A 14,701-nucleotide genomic window follows, 5' to 3' on the forward strand; every position below is an offset into this window, starting at 1 on the left:
GCGGTCGACAAGTCGGTCCGTCTGGTTCAGGAATCGGGGAGGATCCGTGGACCAATTCCGTACCCGACGCCGTCGGCACACACCCACCGTGCCGGTGGCGACCGTGGTCGTCGCGCAGGTTCTTGCGGCCTCGGCACTCCTGCTCGCGCTGCTCGCGGGACTGCCGCTGTGGGCCGCGATCGTCACCGCCGTCGTCGTCGGCGCCGCGATGTTCGCGCGGATCGGTGGGCGCACGACGTTGTCCTGGGCCGAGGCCGTCCGGCTCTTCGTGCGTAACCGCCGGCCGTCGGTGGGGCACTCCGCGGACTTCCGTTCGCCCGGCGAAACGGTGGGGCTGCACTGGGTCGACGGTCAGGTCCTGGCCGTCGTGGAACTGGTCGCACCGCAGCGGGGCTGGACCCGGATCACCCGCGAGGCGTTCGATTCGGGACAGCACGTCCCGGTTTCGGCCCTCGCCGACTGCCTCGAGCAGCACGACGTCAGCCTGAGCGGGATCGACATCGTCAGCCACGGCAGTCGCGCCGTGTCCGGCACTCCTGCCGCCGACGTGTACGACAGCCTCGTCGGGCCGCTGCCGGCCGCCGCGCAGCGCAGCGTGTGGATCGTGCTGCGCTTCGATGCCGCCGGCCACCCGGAATCGGTCGCCCGCAGGGGCGGCGGTGAGGAGGGCGCGTCGCGCACGGTGGCCGTCGCGGCACGACGCGTGGTCCGGGCGCTCGCCGACGCCGGGTGCCGCTCCCTCATCCTGACGGCGTCCGAGATCGAGTCGGCATCGGCGCGCATCTGTCGCGGTGTTCATCCCACCGCGATGGAGCAGGAGTGGTCGCAGGTGCCGTTGCCGGGGGTCGTCAATGTCGGCAACGCCGTCGATCCCGGCCATCTCTCGCGGGAAGTACTCACCGCGGCATGGGCAGCCCCGAGCCTCGGAACCACCGTGGCGATTCGACTGCGCCCGTCGGGCCGGCCGGGATCGGTCCGGGCGGGCGCGGCTTTCCGGAGGACGGTGCGGAGCGCACCCGAACGCCTCGGCATTCCCGGCACGATCTCGATGCAGGGCCGCCATCGCGACGCCTTGTTGTCGCACCTGCCCACGTCCTCACCCGGACTCGACGGGCTGACACCGATGTCCGAGTTCGACGGGACGGATCTCGACACCCTCGCACTGCCCGTCGCGGGCTGCGGTCAACTGGTGGGCTCCGACGCCCACGGGCATGCGGTAGCCGCCCGCGTCACCGGACGCGGAATCGTCGACGTGTACATCGCCGGCGAGCTGTATCTGGCTCGGCAAGTGGTCTTCCGAGCGGTCGCGACCGGTGCCCGCGTCCTGATCCACACCGATCGCCCGCATGCGTGGGCGACGCTGATCGGCGCCGTCGCGACCCCGACCCGACTCCGCACCGCGGGCGAATCCTCTTGGTCCGAAGCAGGATTCGACACCATCGTCGTCGACGGAGTTCAGGCGCCGCCGGCACGAGCCGGCGTCACGAGCATCCATCTCCACCACGACCCCCGGCAGTGGCCACCGACCGCCCCGGACCTGGCGATCGTGCAGCCGGGTGCCGCCGGTGATCGGGTGGTACTCACCACCGGCGACCGTCACGTCGAGCTGGCACTGGTGACGATCGCGTCCGAGACCGCCTTCATCGGGCGCGGACGCACCCCCACGGGACTGGTCGGCACCCGTTGACCATCAACCCGGATACGGCCTCCGCTCCCGTTGCGACCGCAGGGCGTCGGCCCACCACTCCAACTGCGTGAGCATCCGCTCGGCGGCGTCGTTCACGGCGCCGTCGTCCGGGTCGAAATGCCTGCGCGCCTGGTGAAAACTGACGGCCTCCCGGACCGACACCATGTGCAGCTCGGCCACCACCTGACGGAGTTGCTCCACCGCACGCAACCCGCCCGACATTCCGCCGTACGCAACGAACCCGATCGGTTTGGACCGCCACTCGTACTTGACGGTGTCCAGCGCAGTCTTGAGCGCGGCGGGATATCCGTGGTTGTACTCGCTCGTCACCACGACGAACGCCTCGGCGTTCCCGATGCGTTCGGCGAAGGCGTCGACTTCCGCCGTGTGTGAAAGGTCCTGCGGCAGCGCCATGTCGGCGAGGTCGAGGATCGCGACGTCGAACTCGTCGCGGGCGTGCGCACGCTCGAGGAACCAGTCCACGACCACCGGCGCGAATCGCTTGGCACGGACGCTGCCCACGATCACTTCCAGTCGCAGCGGTCGGATCGGTTCGGTCATCGGCACGCTCCCTTCCCGATCCGATCGTAGAGCGCGCGATCAGAGTCCGCGGGTCAGCAGGACCGCGAGTTCCTGGTATGCCTGGGCGTCGTCGAGACCCGTCGACGCCGCTACCTGACGCTGTTGGATCCGCACCATCGCCGCCGCCGCGATGTCGCCGACGAACGCCGCGTGTGCGTCGCGCAGTTCTCCGGCTGCGACGCCCGCCGTGATGAGCTCCTGTACCCGACGGGCGGCGAACCGGGTGTTGCGCTCGTACACCTCGCGCGCCGCCGAATCCGCCGCGAGATCCTCCATGAACCGTGCCGACGCCGGCCGCAACTGCTCCCCCACTGCCTCCAGGTACATCCGGATGCGCTCGCGGGAACCGACCGCACCCGCGAGACTCGCCTCGACCCGGTCGGTCGCGCCACGGAAGAAGTGCACCGTAGCCGCCCGCACCAGCTGTTCCTTGCTGTCTGCGAGCCGGTACAACGTGGACTTGGAGCAATGCAGGCGCGCCGCGAGATCGTCGAGCGTGAGGTGCGCGAACCCCTCCGCGAGGATGAGATCCACGAGGGCGTCGAACAGCGCGAGCCGTCGTGCCGTCATCTTCACCGGGGTTGCCATACGGAAGAGAGTACTGCAGTATCGATTTCAGTACTATTTTCCGCTCTCGGTCCACCAGCGAGGAGACCACCGTGCCCGTCGAACGCCTGCTGCCCACCCAGGAAGCCCACGACCTGATCGACCTCACCCGCGAGGTCGCGGACAAGGTGCTGGCGCCGATCGTCGACGATCACGAGAAGAACGAGACGTTCCCCGACGGTGTCTTCCCCGCCCTCGGTCGCGCCGGGCTGCTGAGCCTGCCGTACCCCGAGGAGTTCGGTGGCGGCGAGCAGCCCTACGAGGTGTACCTGCAGGTCCTCGAGGAGATCGCGGCGCGGTGGGCGGCGGTCGCCGTTGCGACCAGCGTGCACAGCCTCTCGTGCTTCGCGCTCGCCACCCACGGCACCGACGAACAGAAGGCGCAGTGGCTGCCCGACATGCTCGGCGGTGAGACCATCGGCGCCTACAGCCTCTCCGAGCCCCAGGCCGGCTCGGACGCCGCGGCCCTGACCTGCCGGGCCACCGAGGTGGACGGGGGCTTCCGCATCAACGGCAGCAAGGCGTGGATCACCAACGGCGGCCGCGCCGACTTCTACACGCTGTTCGCGCGCACGAGCGACGACGGCGCACGCGGAATCTCGTGCTTCCTCGTCCCGAAGGGCACCGAGGGACTCAGCTTCGGCAAGCCCGAGGAGAAGATGGGCCTGCGTGCCGTCCCCACCACCGCCGCGCACTACGACGACGCCTTCGTCCCGGCCGAGCGACTCATCGGCAAGACCGGACAGGGCCTACCCATCGCGTTCAGCGCGCTCGATTCCGGCCGCCTCGGCATCGCCGCGGTCGCGGTCGGCCTGGCGCAGGGCGCCCTCGACGACGCCGTTGCATATGCCAAGGAACGCAAAGCTTTCGGCAAGCGGATCATCGACCACCAAGGTCTGGGCTTCGTCCTCGCCGACATGGCGGCCGCCGTCGATTCCGCCCGTGCCACCTACATCGACGCCGCCCGTCGCCGCGACGCCGGACTGCCGTACTCGCGGAACGCCTCCGTCGCGAAGCTCGTTGCGACCGACGCGGCGATGAAAGTCACCACCGATGCGGTCCAGGTGTTCGGCGGCTACGGCTACACGCAGGACTTCCCCGTCGAGCGGTACATGCGGGAAGCCAAGATCACGCAGATCTTCGAAGGCACCAACCAGATTCAGCGCCTCGTCATCGCCCGCCAGCTCGCGGGCTGACGCTCAGCCGCCGCAGCAACCGAGGCTGCCCGGGTCGATCGCACTGCGCGTCTCCCGGGTGGCCTCGTTTCGGGCCGCCAGGTCCTCGTCCGCGGGATAGTCGACCCGGACCAGCGAAAGCCCGTGCGCCGGAGCGACCGCCACGGCACTGGCACGTTCACGCTCCGCGAGCAGACCCGCCATCCAGTCGACCGTGCGACGCCCCTCGCCGGCCGCGAGTGCGGCGCCGACGAGACTTCGCACCATCGACCAACAGAAGGCGTCGGCGCTCACGAACGCCGTCAACTCGTGCCCTGACTGCTCCCAATCGAAGCGCTGGAGTTCACGCACCGTCGTGGCGCCCTCGCGGCGCTTGCAGAACGCCGCGAAATCATGCAGCCCGAGCAGCCTCGACGACGCCGCGCGCATCGCGTCGACGTCCACGTCCTTGGGCCACGCCACCGTGTCGCGGGCCCGCAGCGGATCCGCACCGTACGGCGCGGTGGTCAACCGGTACTCGTAGTGCCGGCGGATCGCGGAGAACCGCGCGTCGAAGTGGTCGGGAGCGAACGAGACCGACTTCACCCGCACGTCCCGTGGGAGGAACCGGGCCAGCCGTCGGACCAGACGCGCCGGATCGTCAGGGATCATGTCCACCGGGACGTCGACGTGCGCGACCTGACCGCTCGCGTGTACCCCGGCATCGGTGCGGCCGGCGACCGTCAGCAGAACCGGTGTGCGCACGATCGCGCTCAGCTTCTCCTCGATCTCGCCGCACACCGTGCGGCGGCCGGGCTGACGCGCCCAGCCGGAGAAATCCGTGCCGTCGTAGGAGATATCGAGCCGCAATCGAACGAACCCGCCGTCCCCGGAGGGAGCGGCGGGTTCGTTCGATACGGCATCGTGCAGACTACGTGCCGAAACCAAGTGGACTAGTCCTTCTTGGCCTCGTCAGCGTCGGCTGCGGTCGCGGTCTCGTCTTCGACGGCCTCGATCACTGCGTCTGCGTTCTCGACCTCGGTTTCGGTGGCGTCGGCCTCGACGGCCTCCACCACGTTCTCCTCAGCCGGGGCCTGCGAAGCCGCGACGCGACGAGCGCGGTCGGCCTCGGAGGTGACCGTCTTCTCCTGGACGAGCTCGATGATCGCCATCGGAGCGTTGTCGCCCTTACGGGGAATGGTCTTGATGATGCGGGTGTATCCGCCATTGCGGTCGGCGTAGAACGGACCGATCTCCGCGAACAGGGTGTGCACGACATCCTTGTTGCGGATCACCTTGAGAACCTCACGACGGTGCGCCAGGGTTCCAGCCTTGGCATGCGTCACGAGCTTCTCGGCGTACGGACGCAGGGCCTTGGCCTTGGCCTCCGTGGTGGTGATTCGGCCGTGCTCGAAGAGAGCAGTCGCCAGGTTGGCGAAGATCGCCTTCTGGTGCGACGCCGACCCGCCGAAGCGGGCACCCTTCTTGGGCTTGGGCATTGGAGCTCCTCTAGGGCTCGCCCAGCACATTTGCCCATGTGCCGGGGGCTACGGTTAAAGCTGTTCGGTCTCGGCGTAGTCCTGCTCGGTCCCGTCAGCGTCGCTGAAGGAACCGGCGTCCGTGTCGCTCCACGTCCCGGTGGCGGCGTCGTAGCCGGCAACGGTGGTGGGGTCGAAGGACGCAGGGCTGTCCTTGAGGGCGAGGCCGAGCGAATGGAGCTTGACCTTCACCTCGTCGATGGACTTCTGTCCGAAATTGCGGATGTCCAGCAGATCGGACTCGGTACGACCAACCAGCTCGCCGACGGTGTGAACACCCTCGCGCTTGAGGCAGTTGTAGGAACGGACCGTCAGGTCCAGATCCTCGATGGGGAGTCCGAAGGAAGCGATGTGATCGGCCTCGGCGGGCGAGGGTCCGATCTCGATGCCCTCTGCTTCGACGTTCAGCTCACGGGCCAGGCCGAAGAGCTCAACCAGGGTCTTGCCCGCCGAAGCGAGCGCGTCCCGAGCGGTGATGGAATTCTTGGTCTCGACGTCGAGAATCAACCGATCGAAGTCGGTGCGCTGCTCGACGCGAGTGGCCTCCACCTTGTAGGTGACCTTGAGCACCGGCGAGTAGATCGAGTCGACCGGGATACGGCCGATCTCGGCGCCGGACGCCTTGTTCTGGACGGCGGGGACGTAGCCGCGACCGCGCTCGACGACGAGCTCGATCTCCAGCTTGCCCTTGTCGTTCAGGGTGGCGATGTGCAGATCCGGGTTGTTGACCGTGACGCCTGCCGGCGGAACGATGTCGCCTGCAGTCACGGCACCGGGGCCCTGCTTGCGGACGTACATGGTGACCGGCTCGTCCTCTTCGGAGCTCACGACCAGGCCCTTGAGGTTCAGGATGATGTCGGTGACATCTTCCTTCACACCGGGGACGGTGGTGAACTCGTGCAGGACGCCGTCGATACGGATGCTGGTGACAGCAGCGCCGGGGATCGACGACAGCAGGGTGCGGCGCAGCGAATTGCCGAGGGTGTACCCGAAGCCTGGCTCGAGGGGCTCGATGACGAACTTCGAGCGGTCTTCAGCGATGACCTCTTCGGTCAGCGTGGGTCGCTGAGAAATGAGCATTGGATTTCCTCCTGTACGGACGTCCGCTATATGACGCCCACGATGGGAAAGGCTTGGGGCCTGTGAGTGGCCGGCGAACCGGCCACTCACAGGCATTACGCCTTACTTCGAGTAGTACTCGACGATCAGCTGTTCCTGCAGCGGAACCTCGATCTGCGCACGCTCGGGGAGCTGGTGCACCAGGATGCGAAGACGTCCACCGACCACCTGCAGCCAACCCGGGATCGGGCGGTCGCCCTGGGTCTCGCGGGCGATCTGGAAGGGCAGCGTCGCCAGCGACTTCTCGCGGACATCGATGATGTCGTACTGCGAGACGCGGTAGCTGGGGATGTCGACCTTCTTGTTGTTCACGAGAAGGTGACCGTGCGTGACCAGCTGACGCGCCTGACGGCGGGTGCGAGCGAGGCCTGCGCGGTACACGACGTTGTCGAGACGCGACTCCAGGATCTGGAGGAGGTTCTCACCGGTCTTACCGGGACGGGTGACCGCCTCCTGGTAGTAGCGGCGGAACTGCTTCTCCATGACGCCGTAGGTGAAGCGAGCCTTCTGCTTCTCCTGCAGCTGGAGCAGGTACTCGCTCTCCTTGATCCGCGCGCGACCGTGCTGTCCGGGCGGGTACGGGCGCCGCTCGAATGCCTGGTCGCCTCCGACGAGGTCGACGCGCAGACGACGCGACTTGCGGGTGATGGGTCCGGTATAACGTGCCATGTTCTTTTACCTATCCTTCCCGCTACTTAAACCCGACGCCGCTTGGGCGGACGGCAGCCGTTGTGCGGCTGGGGGGTGACATCGGAGATGGTGCCGACCTCGAGGCCTGCAGCCTGCAGCGAGCGGATCGCCGTCTCGCGGCCCGAACCCGGACCCTTGACGAAGACGTCGACCTTCTTCACGCCGTGCTCCTGCGCCTTACGGGCAGCGTTCTCAGCGGCGAGCTGAGCAGCGAACGGCGTCGACTTACGCGAGCCCTTGAAGCCCACGTGGCCCGACGACGCCCAGGAGATGACGTTGCCGGCCGGGTCGGTGATCGACACGATCGTGTTGTTGAAGGTGCTCTTGATGTGAGCGGCACCGTGCGGGACGTTCTTCTTGTCCCTGCGACGCGCCTTCTGGGTCTTCTTCGGACCGGTGCTACGTGACTTGGGAGGCATTACTTCTTCTTTCCTGCGACGGTGCGCTTCGGACCCTTACGGGTACGCGCGTTGGTCTTGGTGCGCTGTCCACGCACGGGCAGACCACGACGGTGGCGCAGGCCCTGGTAGCAGCCGATCTCGATCTTGCGACGGATGTCGGCCTGCACCTCACGGCGCAGGTCGCCTTCGACCTTCACCGACTCCTCGATGTACTCGCGAAGCTTGGCGAGGTCCTCGTCGGACAGGTCCTTGCTGCGCAGGTCCGGGTTGACACCCGTGGCAGCCAGGATCTCCTTGGAGGTGGTACGGCCGATGCCGTAGATGTAGGTCAGTGCGATCTCCATGCGCTTTTCGCGAGGAAGATCGACACCTGCGAGACGTGCCATGTGGCATTCCTATCGGTGTGCGGAGGTCTGCTCCCAGTCCGTCCCCTGCGTAAGACTCTGCGTTCGAATCGCAGTGGGGCCCCGGCCTCCGTGCCGGGGGTAGACCGTTACCTGCCTTCGGGATATCTCCCTGGGCCCGGGTAGCGGTTGGTGCTGAGAGGTCTTCTTTGCGCTTGTTGCCAAGCAGATCTCGAAGAAGCCGTGAACTGCTGGGATTAACCCTGACGCTGCTTGTGACGCAGGTTCTCGCAGATCACCATGACGCGCCCGTTGCGGCGAATCACCTTGCACTTCTCGCAGATCTTCTTGACGCTAGGCTGAACCTTCACGTTGCGTCTGATCTCCTGTTGTCTGTCCACCGGACGGCGGACACAGTTTTCCCCGGCCGGATGTGGCCGGGGAAGCTTTTTACTTGTAGCGGTAAACGATGCGTCCACGCGACAGGTCGTAGGGCGACAGCTCCACGACCACGCGGTCCTCGGGAAGGATGCGAATGTAGTGCTGCCGCATCTTGCCGCTGATGTGTGCGAGGACCTTGTGGCCGTTCTCCAGCTCAATGCGGAACATCGCATTGGGCAGCGGCTCGACAACTCGTCCCTCGACCTCGATGGCCCCGTCCTTCTTAGCCATATCCTCCGCGATCCGTTGAGTGGCGTTTGGATGCATCGGCTACCGTCACCGGTATCCGCTACAGGGCGGCCCTGCAGGCAATATCGATCGAGAACGACGTCCCGGCACGAGACCGGACAGCCATACAACCGATACGCAGGGCGCACCGTTGATCCATCTTACCGACATTTCCCAACCAGGCCAAATGCGGCCTCGAGTCGACCCGACCTGCCACTGCGCGGAAACCCCACCGACACCTCCGAGAAGGGACACGCACCCCACATGCGCGCACTCGTCCAACGCGTCACTTCGGCCGCCGTCGAGGTCGACGGCGAGGAAGTCGCTCGGATCGAACCCGGCGACGGGGGGCAAGGACTGCTCGTCCTCCTCGGTGTCGGACACGACGACGATCCCACCGCGGCGTCGAACCTCGCGCGTCGGGTGTGGCGACTGCGCATCCTCGACGACGAGAAGTCCGCGTCCGATGTCGGCGCGCCGATCCTCGTCGTGAGCCAGTTCACCCTCATGGCCGACACCCGCCGCAGCCGTCGACCGTCGTGGTCCCCCGCCGCGCCCCGCGCCGTGGCCGAACCTCTCGTCGATGCCTTCGCCGAGGCACTCCGCGAACTGGGTGCCACCGTCGAGGCCGGCCGGTTCGGCGCGGACATGCGGGTCGGTCTCGTCAACGACGGACCCGTCACCGTCCTGCTCGACGGCTGATCCGACCGGACCCCGAAACGCCGAACGGGCAGTGGGTGACCCACTGCCCGTTCGGCGTCTTCGAGATCTTCAGTTGTCCCCGGGACGGAGCGTGAGGATCCGCGGACCGTCCTCGGTCACCGCGACGGTGTGCTCCCAGTGGGCGGCACGGCTTCCGTCGGTGGTGACGACGGTCCAGTCGTCGCCGAGCACCTCGGTCTCGTACGTACCCAGCGTGAGCATCGGCTCGATCGCGAGGACCGACCCGATCACCAGGTGCGGCCCCTTGCCGGGGGCACCCTCGTTCGGCAGGAACGGATCCATGTGCATCTCACGACCGATCGCGTGACCTCCGTAGCCGTCGACGATCCCGTAGGGCCTGCCGTGCAGCTTCTCCGCGGCATGCGTGCCCAACTCGATGGCATGGGAGACGTCGGTGAGGCGATTGCCCTCGACCATCGCCGCGATACCCGCCTCCATGGACAGCCGCGTCGCCTCGCTCAGCTGGGCGTCCGCCTCGCCGAGAGCGCCGACGCCGAACGTCCACGCGGAGTCGCCGTGCCAACCGTCGAGAATCGCCCCGCAGTCGATCGACACCAGGTCGCCCTCGACCAGGACGTCGGCGGCGGACGGGATACCGTGCACGACCCGATCGTTGACCGACGAGCAGATGGATCCGGTGAACCCGTGGTATCCCAGGAACGACGGTACGGCGCCGGCGTCCCGGATCACGGATTCGGCAACCCGGTCGAGTTCGAGAGTGCTGACACCCGGCTTGGCCGCGTCCCGCACCGCCACGAGGGCGGCCCCGACGATCGCACCCGCAGCCGCCATGGCGTCGAGCTCACCCGCCGTGCGGAACGGAACGACCTTGCGCTTGCGGCCGAATGCCATTACTTCCCCAGCGCGGCCAGGGCGCGGGCGTTGACCTCTTCGACAGCGCCGACAGCGTCGACGGTGACGATCTGGCCGGCGTAGTAGTCGAGCAGGGGCGCCGTCTCCTCGCGGTAGACGCGCATGCGGTTGCGGATGACGTCCTCGGTGTCGTCGGCGCGACCGCGGGCAAGCATGCGCTCAACCACGACGTCGTCGTCGACGTCGAACGCGAGCACACCGTCGAGCTTGGCGCCCAGGCCTTCGAGGATGCCCTCGAGCGCCTTCGCCTGATCCACCGTGCGCGGGAACCCGTCGAGCAGGAAGCCGTTGGCCGCGTCGGGCTCGGCCACGCGGGCCTTCACCATGTTGTTCGTGATCTCGCTGGGAACCAGGTCACCTGCGTCGAGGTACTTCTTGGCCTCGAGCCCGAGCGGGGTCTCCTGCCCGATGTTGGCGCGGAACAGATCTCCGGTGGAGATGTGCGGAACGCCCAGCTTCTCGGACAGGATCGCGGCCTGGGTGCCCTTACCGGCACCGGGAGGACCAAGGAGGACAAGTCTCACTTGAGGAACCCTTCATAGTTTCGCTGCATAAGCTGGCTCTCGATCTGCTTCACGGTATCGAGGCCCACACTGACCATAATCAGCACCGCGGTGCCACCGAACGGCAGGTTCGCTGCGCCGCCCGAATTGCCGATGTCGAGGAACAGATTCGGCAGGACCGCGATGGTGCCGAGGTAGATCGCACCCGGCAAGGTGATACGGCTCAGCACGTAGTTCAGGTAGTCGGCAGTCGGCCGGCCGGGACGGATTCCCGGAATGAAGCCACCGAACTTCTTCATCTCGTCCGCGCGTTCCTCCGGGTTGAAGGTGATCGCGACGTAGAAGTAGGTGAAGAAGACGATCATGCCGAAGTAGATCAGGATGTAGACCGGGTTGGCCGGGTTCACCAGGTACTCGTTGATGAACCGCTGCCACCAACTCGGATCCGCGCTCGTGTTGGCGCCGGTGAGCTGCGCGATCAGGTTCGGCAGGTAGAGCAGGGACGACGCGAAGATCACCGGGATGACGCCGGCCTGGTTGACCTTCAGCGGCAGGTACGTCGACGATCCGCCGTACATCTTGCGGCCGACCATGCGCTTCGCGTACTGCACCGGGATACGCCGCTGGCCCTGCTCGACGAAGACGACGCCGGCGATGATGGCCAGCGCGGCCACACACACGAGCGCGAACGTCAGGCCACCGCGGCCGTCGAGGATCGCCTTGCCCTCGAACGGGATACGCGAGGCGATACCGGCGAAGATCAGCAGCGACATGCCGTTGCCGATGCCGCGCTCGGTGATCAGCTCACCGAACCACATCACGAGCGCCGCACCGGCGGTCATGACGAGCACGATGATGATCAGACCGAAGACACTCTCGTCGGCGATGATCGACTGCGTACAGCCCTGCAGCAGCTGCCCTCGCGCCGCGAGCGCAACGATGCCGGTGGCCTGCAGGATCGCGAGCGCGATAGACAGGTAACGCGTGTACTGCGTCATCTTCGCCTGGCCCGACTGGCCCTCCTTGCGGAGTTCCTCGAACTTCGGGATGACGACGGTGAGCAACTGCACGATGATGCTTGCCGTGATGTACGGCATGATGCCGATCGCGAACACCGACAGCTGCAGTAGCGCGCCACCGGAGAACAGGTTGATCAGCGAGTAGATGCCGGCGGATTCGCCGCCCGACACCTGGTCGAGACAGGCACGGACATTGCCGTAGTCGACACCAGGAGAGGGCAGTGTCGCGCCGAGGCGATACAGGGCGACGAGACCGAGAGTGAAGAGGATCTTCCGCCTCAGGTCAGGCGTCCTGATGGCCGAGACAAAGGCGGAAAGCAAAGATCCTCCTGGCGCACGACATACGGGGAGCCAAGTCGAATGACCCGTCCCATGGATTGCAGAACTCTAGAACTCTAACAGTGACACATGAAAACACAGCCCCGTTCCCGGGGCCGGTCGCTCTCCAGTATGCCGACACGACACCCCGTGGAGCGGCGAATGGCCGCAACTCGACCCGATTGGGCAGAGTTGCGGCCATTCGACAGCTAGCTGAGCGAAATCACAGCTCGGTGGCGGAACCACCGGCAGCAGCGATCTTCTCCTTGGCAGCGCCGGAGAACTTGTTCGCGGTGACCTGAACGGCAACCGTGAGCTCACCCTCGGCGAGAACCTTCACGAGCTGGTTCTTGCGAACTGCACCCGCGGCAACGAGCTCGGCAACGCCGACCTGTCCACCCTCGGGGAACAGACGAGCGATGTCGCCGACGTTGACGACCTGGTACTCGGTGCGGAACGGGTTGGTGAAGCCCTTGAGCTTGGGCAGACGCATGTGCAGCGGCATCTGTCCACCCTCGAAGGCGGCCGACACGTTCTTGCGAGCCTTGGTGCCCTTCGTACCGCGGCCGGCGGTCTTGCCCTTGGAGCCCTCACCACGACCGACGCGAGTCTTGTCGGTCTTGGCGCCCGGCGCGGGGCGGAGGTGGTGCAACTTGATGGTCATGGTTAGACCTCCTCAACTGTGACGAGGTGGCGCACCACATTGATCAGACCGCGGTTCTGCGCGTTGTCCTCACGAACGACCGACTGGCGAATGCCCTTCAGTCCGAGGGTGCGCAGGCTGTCCCGCTGGTTCTGCTTGGTGCCGATGGTGCTCTTGACCTGAGTGACCTTGAGCTGTGCCATTACTTCACGCTCCCAGCCTGTGCACGAGCGCGCAGCATGCCGGCGGGGGCAACGTCCTCGATGGGCAGGCCACGGCGAGCCGCAACCTCTTCCGGACGCTGCAGACCCTTGAGGGCAGCAACGGTCGCGTGCACGACGTTGATGGCGTTGTCGCTACCGAGCGACTTGGCCAGGATGTCGGAGACACCCGCGCACTCGAGCACGGCACGCACCGCGCCACCGGCGATGACACCGGTACCGGGGCTTGCCGGACGCAGCATGACGACGCCGGCAGCGGCCTCGCCCTGCACCGGGTGCGTAATGGTGCTGCCGATGAGCGGCACGCGGAAGAAGCTCTTACGAGCCTCCTCGACACCCTTCTGGATGGCCGCGGGAACTTCCTTGGCCTTTCCGTAGCCGACGCCGACGAGTCCGTTGCCGTCGCCCACGATCACCAGAGCGGTGAAGCTGAAGCGACGACCACCCTTGACGACCTTCGAGACACGGTTGATGGAGACAACCCGCTCGATGTGGTTCGACTTCTCGGCAGCGTTGTCGCGGCGGTTGTCGCGACGATCACGGCCGCCACGGTTGTCGCCACTGCCGCTGTTCGGCCCATTCTGTCCGGCGGGTCCGCTTCCGCCGTCACGCCTTTGACGTCCCGGCATCAGGCATTCCTTCCGTTAGTAATGTTGGTCATCAGAACTTCAACCCGCCTTCGCGAGCGGCATCGGCCAGAGCGGCGATACGACCCGTGTAGGTGTGGCCGCCGCGGTCGAAGACCACGGTGTCCACGCCGGCTGCCTTGGCACGCTCGGCGATGAGCTGACCGACCTTGGCGCCACGGGCGCTCTTGTCGCCGTCCAGTGCACGCACGTCGGCCTCGATGGTCGACGCTGCGGCGAGGGTCTTGCCGGCCAGATCGTCCACCAGCTGCACGTGGATGTGCCGCGCGGAGCGGTTCACCACCAGGCGGGGACGCTCCGGGGTGCCGGAGACCTTCTTGCGGAGACGGAAGTGACGGCGCGCCTTCGACAGACGACGCGTCGTGGACGCGTCCTTGCCCAGCGGGATCCGCTTGGCTTTCTGATTTGCAGTCTGGCTCATATCACTTACCCGTCTTTCCGACCTTGCGACGGACCTGCTCACCCTCGTAGCGGATGCCCTTGCCCTTGTAGGGGTCGGACTTGCGCAGACGACGGATGTTGGCCGCGATCTGGCCGACCTTCTGCTTGTCGATGCCGGAGATCGAGAACTTGGTCGGCGACTCGACAGCGAAGGTGATGCCCTCCGGAGCCTCGATCGGGACCGGGTGGCTGTAGCCGAGGGAGAACTCGAGGTCCTTGCCCTTCAGCGCCACACGGTAACCGACACCGTGGATCTCCATCTTGGTGGTGTAACCAGCGGTGACGCCGGTGATCATGTTCTGCACCAGGGTGCGCGACAGACCGTGCAGCGCGCGGCTACGACGCTCGTCGTCGGGACGGGTGACCTGAAGGGCACCGTCCTCCTGTGCGACCGAGATCGGCTCCGAGACGGTCATCGTCAGGGTGCCCTTGGGGCCCTTGACCGCGACGTCCTGTCCGGTGATGGTCACGTCGACGCCCGCGGGGACGGCGACCGGAATCTTTCCAATACGCGACATAGTGG

General features: G+C 66.5%; 21 protein-coding genes. 3 read left to right on the forward strand and 18 right to left on the reverse strand.

Features of this window, described 5'->3' with window-relative positions; genetic code table 11:
- Window positions 1-46: 46 nt before the first annotated feature.
- Window positions 47-1,687, forward strand: coding sequence for a type VII secretion protein EccE (gene eccE / locus AC1RIF_RS08325; RefSeq protein WP_492600910.1), 1,641 nt, complete (start codon window positions 47-49; stop codon window positions 1,685-1,687).
- 3 nt (window positions 1,688-1,690) lie between these two features.
- Here eccE and AC1RIF_RS08330 read toward each other — a convergent pair whose 3' ends face one another.
- Both AC1RIF_RS08330 and AC1RIF_RS08335 read right to left on the reverse strand, forming a co-directional pair.
- On the reverse strand, window positions 1,691-2,248 hold the full coding sequence (locus AC1RIF_RS08330) for an NADPH-dependent FMN reductase (protein WP_492600911.1): 558 nt from the start codon (window positions 2,246-2,248) through the stop codon (window positions 1,691-1,693).
- Between the two features lie 39 nt (window positions 2,249-2,287).
- Complete coding sequence (locus tag AC1RIF_RS08335; RefSeq protein ID WP_492600912.1) at window positions 2,288-2,857, reverse strand: TetR/AcrR family transcriptional regulator; 570 nt, start codon at window positions 2,855-2,857, stop codon at window positions 2,288-2,290.
- 71 nt (window positions 2,858-2,928) lie between these two features.
- Between AC1RIF_RS08335 and AC1RIF_RS08340 the strand changes: the two genes are divergently transcribed.
- Window positions 2,929-4,071: an acyl-CoA dehydrogenase family protein gene (locus tag AC1RIF_RS08340; RefSeq protein ID WP_492600913.1), complete on the forward strand. Its 1,143-nt coding sequence runs from the start codon at window positions 2,929-2,931 to the stop codon at window positions 4,069-4,071.
- Window positions 4,072-4,074: 3 nt separating this feature from the next.
- On the opposite strand, the gene truA is transcribed toward AC1RIF_RS08340, so the two are convergent.
- The 8 genes from truA to infA form a co-directional block, all read right to left on the reverse strand.
- Complete coding sequence (gene truA, locus AC1RIF_RS08345; protein WP_492601339.1) at window positions 4,075-4,899, reverse strand: tRNA pseudouridine(38-40) synthase TruA; 825 nt, start codon at window positions 4,897-4,899, stop codon at window positions 4,075-4,077.
- A gap of 83 nt (window positions 4,900-4,982) precedes the next feature.
- Entirely contained in the window at window positions 4,983-5,528 is a 546-nt protein-coding gene (rplQ, locus tag AC1RIF_RS08350) for a 50S ribosomal protein L17 (protein WP_492600914.1), read from the reverse strand.
- Between the two features lie 54 nt (window positions 5,529-5,582).
- Window positions 5,583-6,647, reverse strand: a complete 1,065-nt coding sequence (locus tag AC1RIF_RS08355; RefSeq protein WP_492600915.1) for a DNA-directed RNA polymerase subunit alpha — start codon at window positions 6,645-6,647, stop codon at window positions 5,583-5,585.
- Window positions 6,648-6,749: 102 nt separating this feature from the next.
- On the reverse strand, window positions 6,750-7,355 hold the full coding sequence (gene rpsD, locus AC1RIF_RS08360) for a 30S ribosomal protein S4 (protein WP_492600916.1): 606 nt from the start codon (window positions 7,353-7,355) through the stop codon (window positions 6,750-6,752).
- A 26-nt stretch (window positions 7,356-7,381) separates the two neighbouring features.
- Window positions 7,382-7,795, reverse strand: coding sequence for a 30S ribosomal protein S11 (gene rpsK, locus AC1RIF_RS08365; protein ID WP_005239680.1), 414 nt, complete (start codon window positions 7,793-7,795; stop codon window positions 7,382-7,384).
- Window positions 7,795-8,163, reverse strand: coding sequence for a 30S ribosomal protein S13 (rpsM, locus tag AC1RIF_RS08370; protein WP_280758552.1), 369 nt, complete (start codon window positions 8,161-8,163; stop codon window positions 7,795-7,797). Before rpsM ends, rpsK begins: the two co-directional genes overlap by 1 nt.
- A gap of 215 nt (window positions 8,164-8,378) precedes the next feature.
- The gene (gene rpmJ, locus AC1RIF_RS08375) at window positions 8,379-8,492 is read right to left on the reverse strand and encodes a 50S ribosomal protein L36 (protein WP_003938068.1); all 114 of its coding nucleotides are present in this window, start codon (window positions 8,490-8,492) and stop codon (window positions 8,379-8,381) included.
- Window positions 8,493-8,571: 79 nt separating this feature from the next.
- Complete coding sequence (gene infA, locus AC1RIF_RS08380) at window positions 8,572-8,793, reverse strand: translation initiation factor IF-1 (RefSeq protein WP_003418601.1); 222 nt, start codon at window positions 8,791-8,793, stop codon at window positions 8,572-8,574.
- A gap of 261 nt (window positions 8,794-9,054) precedes the next feature.
- On the opposite strand from infA, the gene dtd reads away from it, so the two are divergent.
- A complete protein-coding gene (gene dtd / locus AC1RIF_RS08385; RefSeq protein WP_492600917.1) occupies window positions 9,055-9,492 on the forward strand; it encodes a D-aminoacyl-tRNA deacylase in 438 nt (145 codons plus the stop codon).
- 69 nt (window positions 9,493-9,561) lie between these two features.
- Here the strand turns inward: dtd and map are convergent, their stop codons facing one another.
- From map to rplF, 8 genes are all read right to left on the reverse strand, one after another.
- Entirely contained in the window at window positions 9,562-10,365 is an 804-nt protein-coding gene (gene map, locus AC1RIF_RS08390; RefSeq protein WP_492600918.1) for a type I methionyl aminopeptidase, read from the reverse strand.
- Window positions 10,365-10,910 (reverse strand): adenylate kinase, encoded by a 546-nt coding sequence (locus AC1RIF_RS08395; protein ID WP_492600919.1) that lies wholly within the window; start codon window positions 10,908-10,910, stop codon window positions 10,365-10,367. The genes map and AC1RIF_RS08395 overlap by 1 nt, the downstream gene beginning before the upstream one ends.
- Window positions 10,907-12,229 carry a preprotein translocase subunit SecY gene (gene secY, locus AC1RIF_RS08400; protein ID WP_492600920.1) on the reverse strand — a complete coding sequence of 441 codons (1,323 nt, stop codon included), beginning with the start codon at window positions 12,227-12,229 and terminating at the stop codon, window positions 10,907-10,909. The genes AC1RIF_RS08395 and secY overlap by 4 nt, the downstream gene beginning before the upstream one ends.
- 220 nt (window positions 12,230-12,449) lie before the next feature.
- Entirely contained in the window at window positions 12,450-12,890 is a 441-nt protein-coding gene (gene rplO, locus AC1RIF_RS08405) for a 50S ribosomal protein L15 (RefSeq protein ID WP_031937777.1), read from the reverse strand.
- Between the two features lie 2 nt (window positions 12,891-12,892).
- Complete coding sequence (gene rpmD, locus AC1RIF_RS08410) at window positions 12,893-13,072, reverse strand: 50S ribosomal protein L30 (protein ID WP_114718858.1); 180 nt, start codon at window positions 13,070-13,072, stop codon at window positions 12,893-12,895.
- Complete coding sequence (gene rpsE / locus AC1RIF_RS08415; protein ID WP_031937775.1) at window positions 13,072-13,719, reverse strand: 30S ribosomal protein S5; 648 nt, start codon at window positions 13,717-13,719, stop codon at window positions 13,072-13,074. Before rpsE ends, rpmD begins: the two co-directional genes overlap by 1 nt.
- Window positions 13,720-13,750: 31 nt before the next feature.
- Window positions 13,751-14,158 carry a 50S ribosomal protein L18 gene (rplR, locus tag AC1RIF_RS08420; RefSeq protein ID WP_031937774.1) on the reverse strand — a complete coding sequence of 136 codons (408 nt, stop codon included), beginning with the start codon at window positions 14,156-14,158 and terminating at the stop codon, window positions 13,751-13,753.
- Window position 14,159: 1 nt separating this feature from the next.
- A complete protein-coding gene (rplF, locus tag AC1RIF_RS08425) occupies window positions 14,160-14,696 on the reverse strand; it encodes a 50S ribosomal protein L6 (RefSeq protein ID WP_492600921.1) in 537 nt (178 codons plus the stop codon).
- Between the last annotated feature and the right edge of the window lie 5 nt (window positions 14,697-14,701).

It is taken from the genome of Prescottella sp. GW823-FHT02E09, from assembly GCF_058797375.1.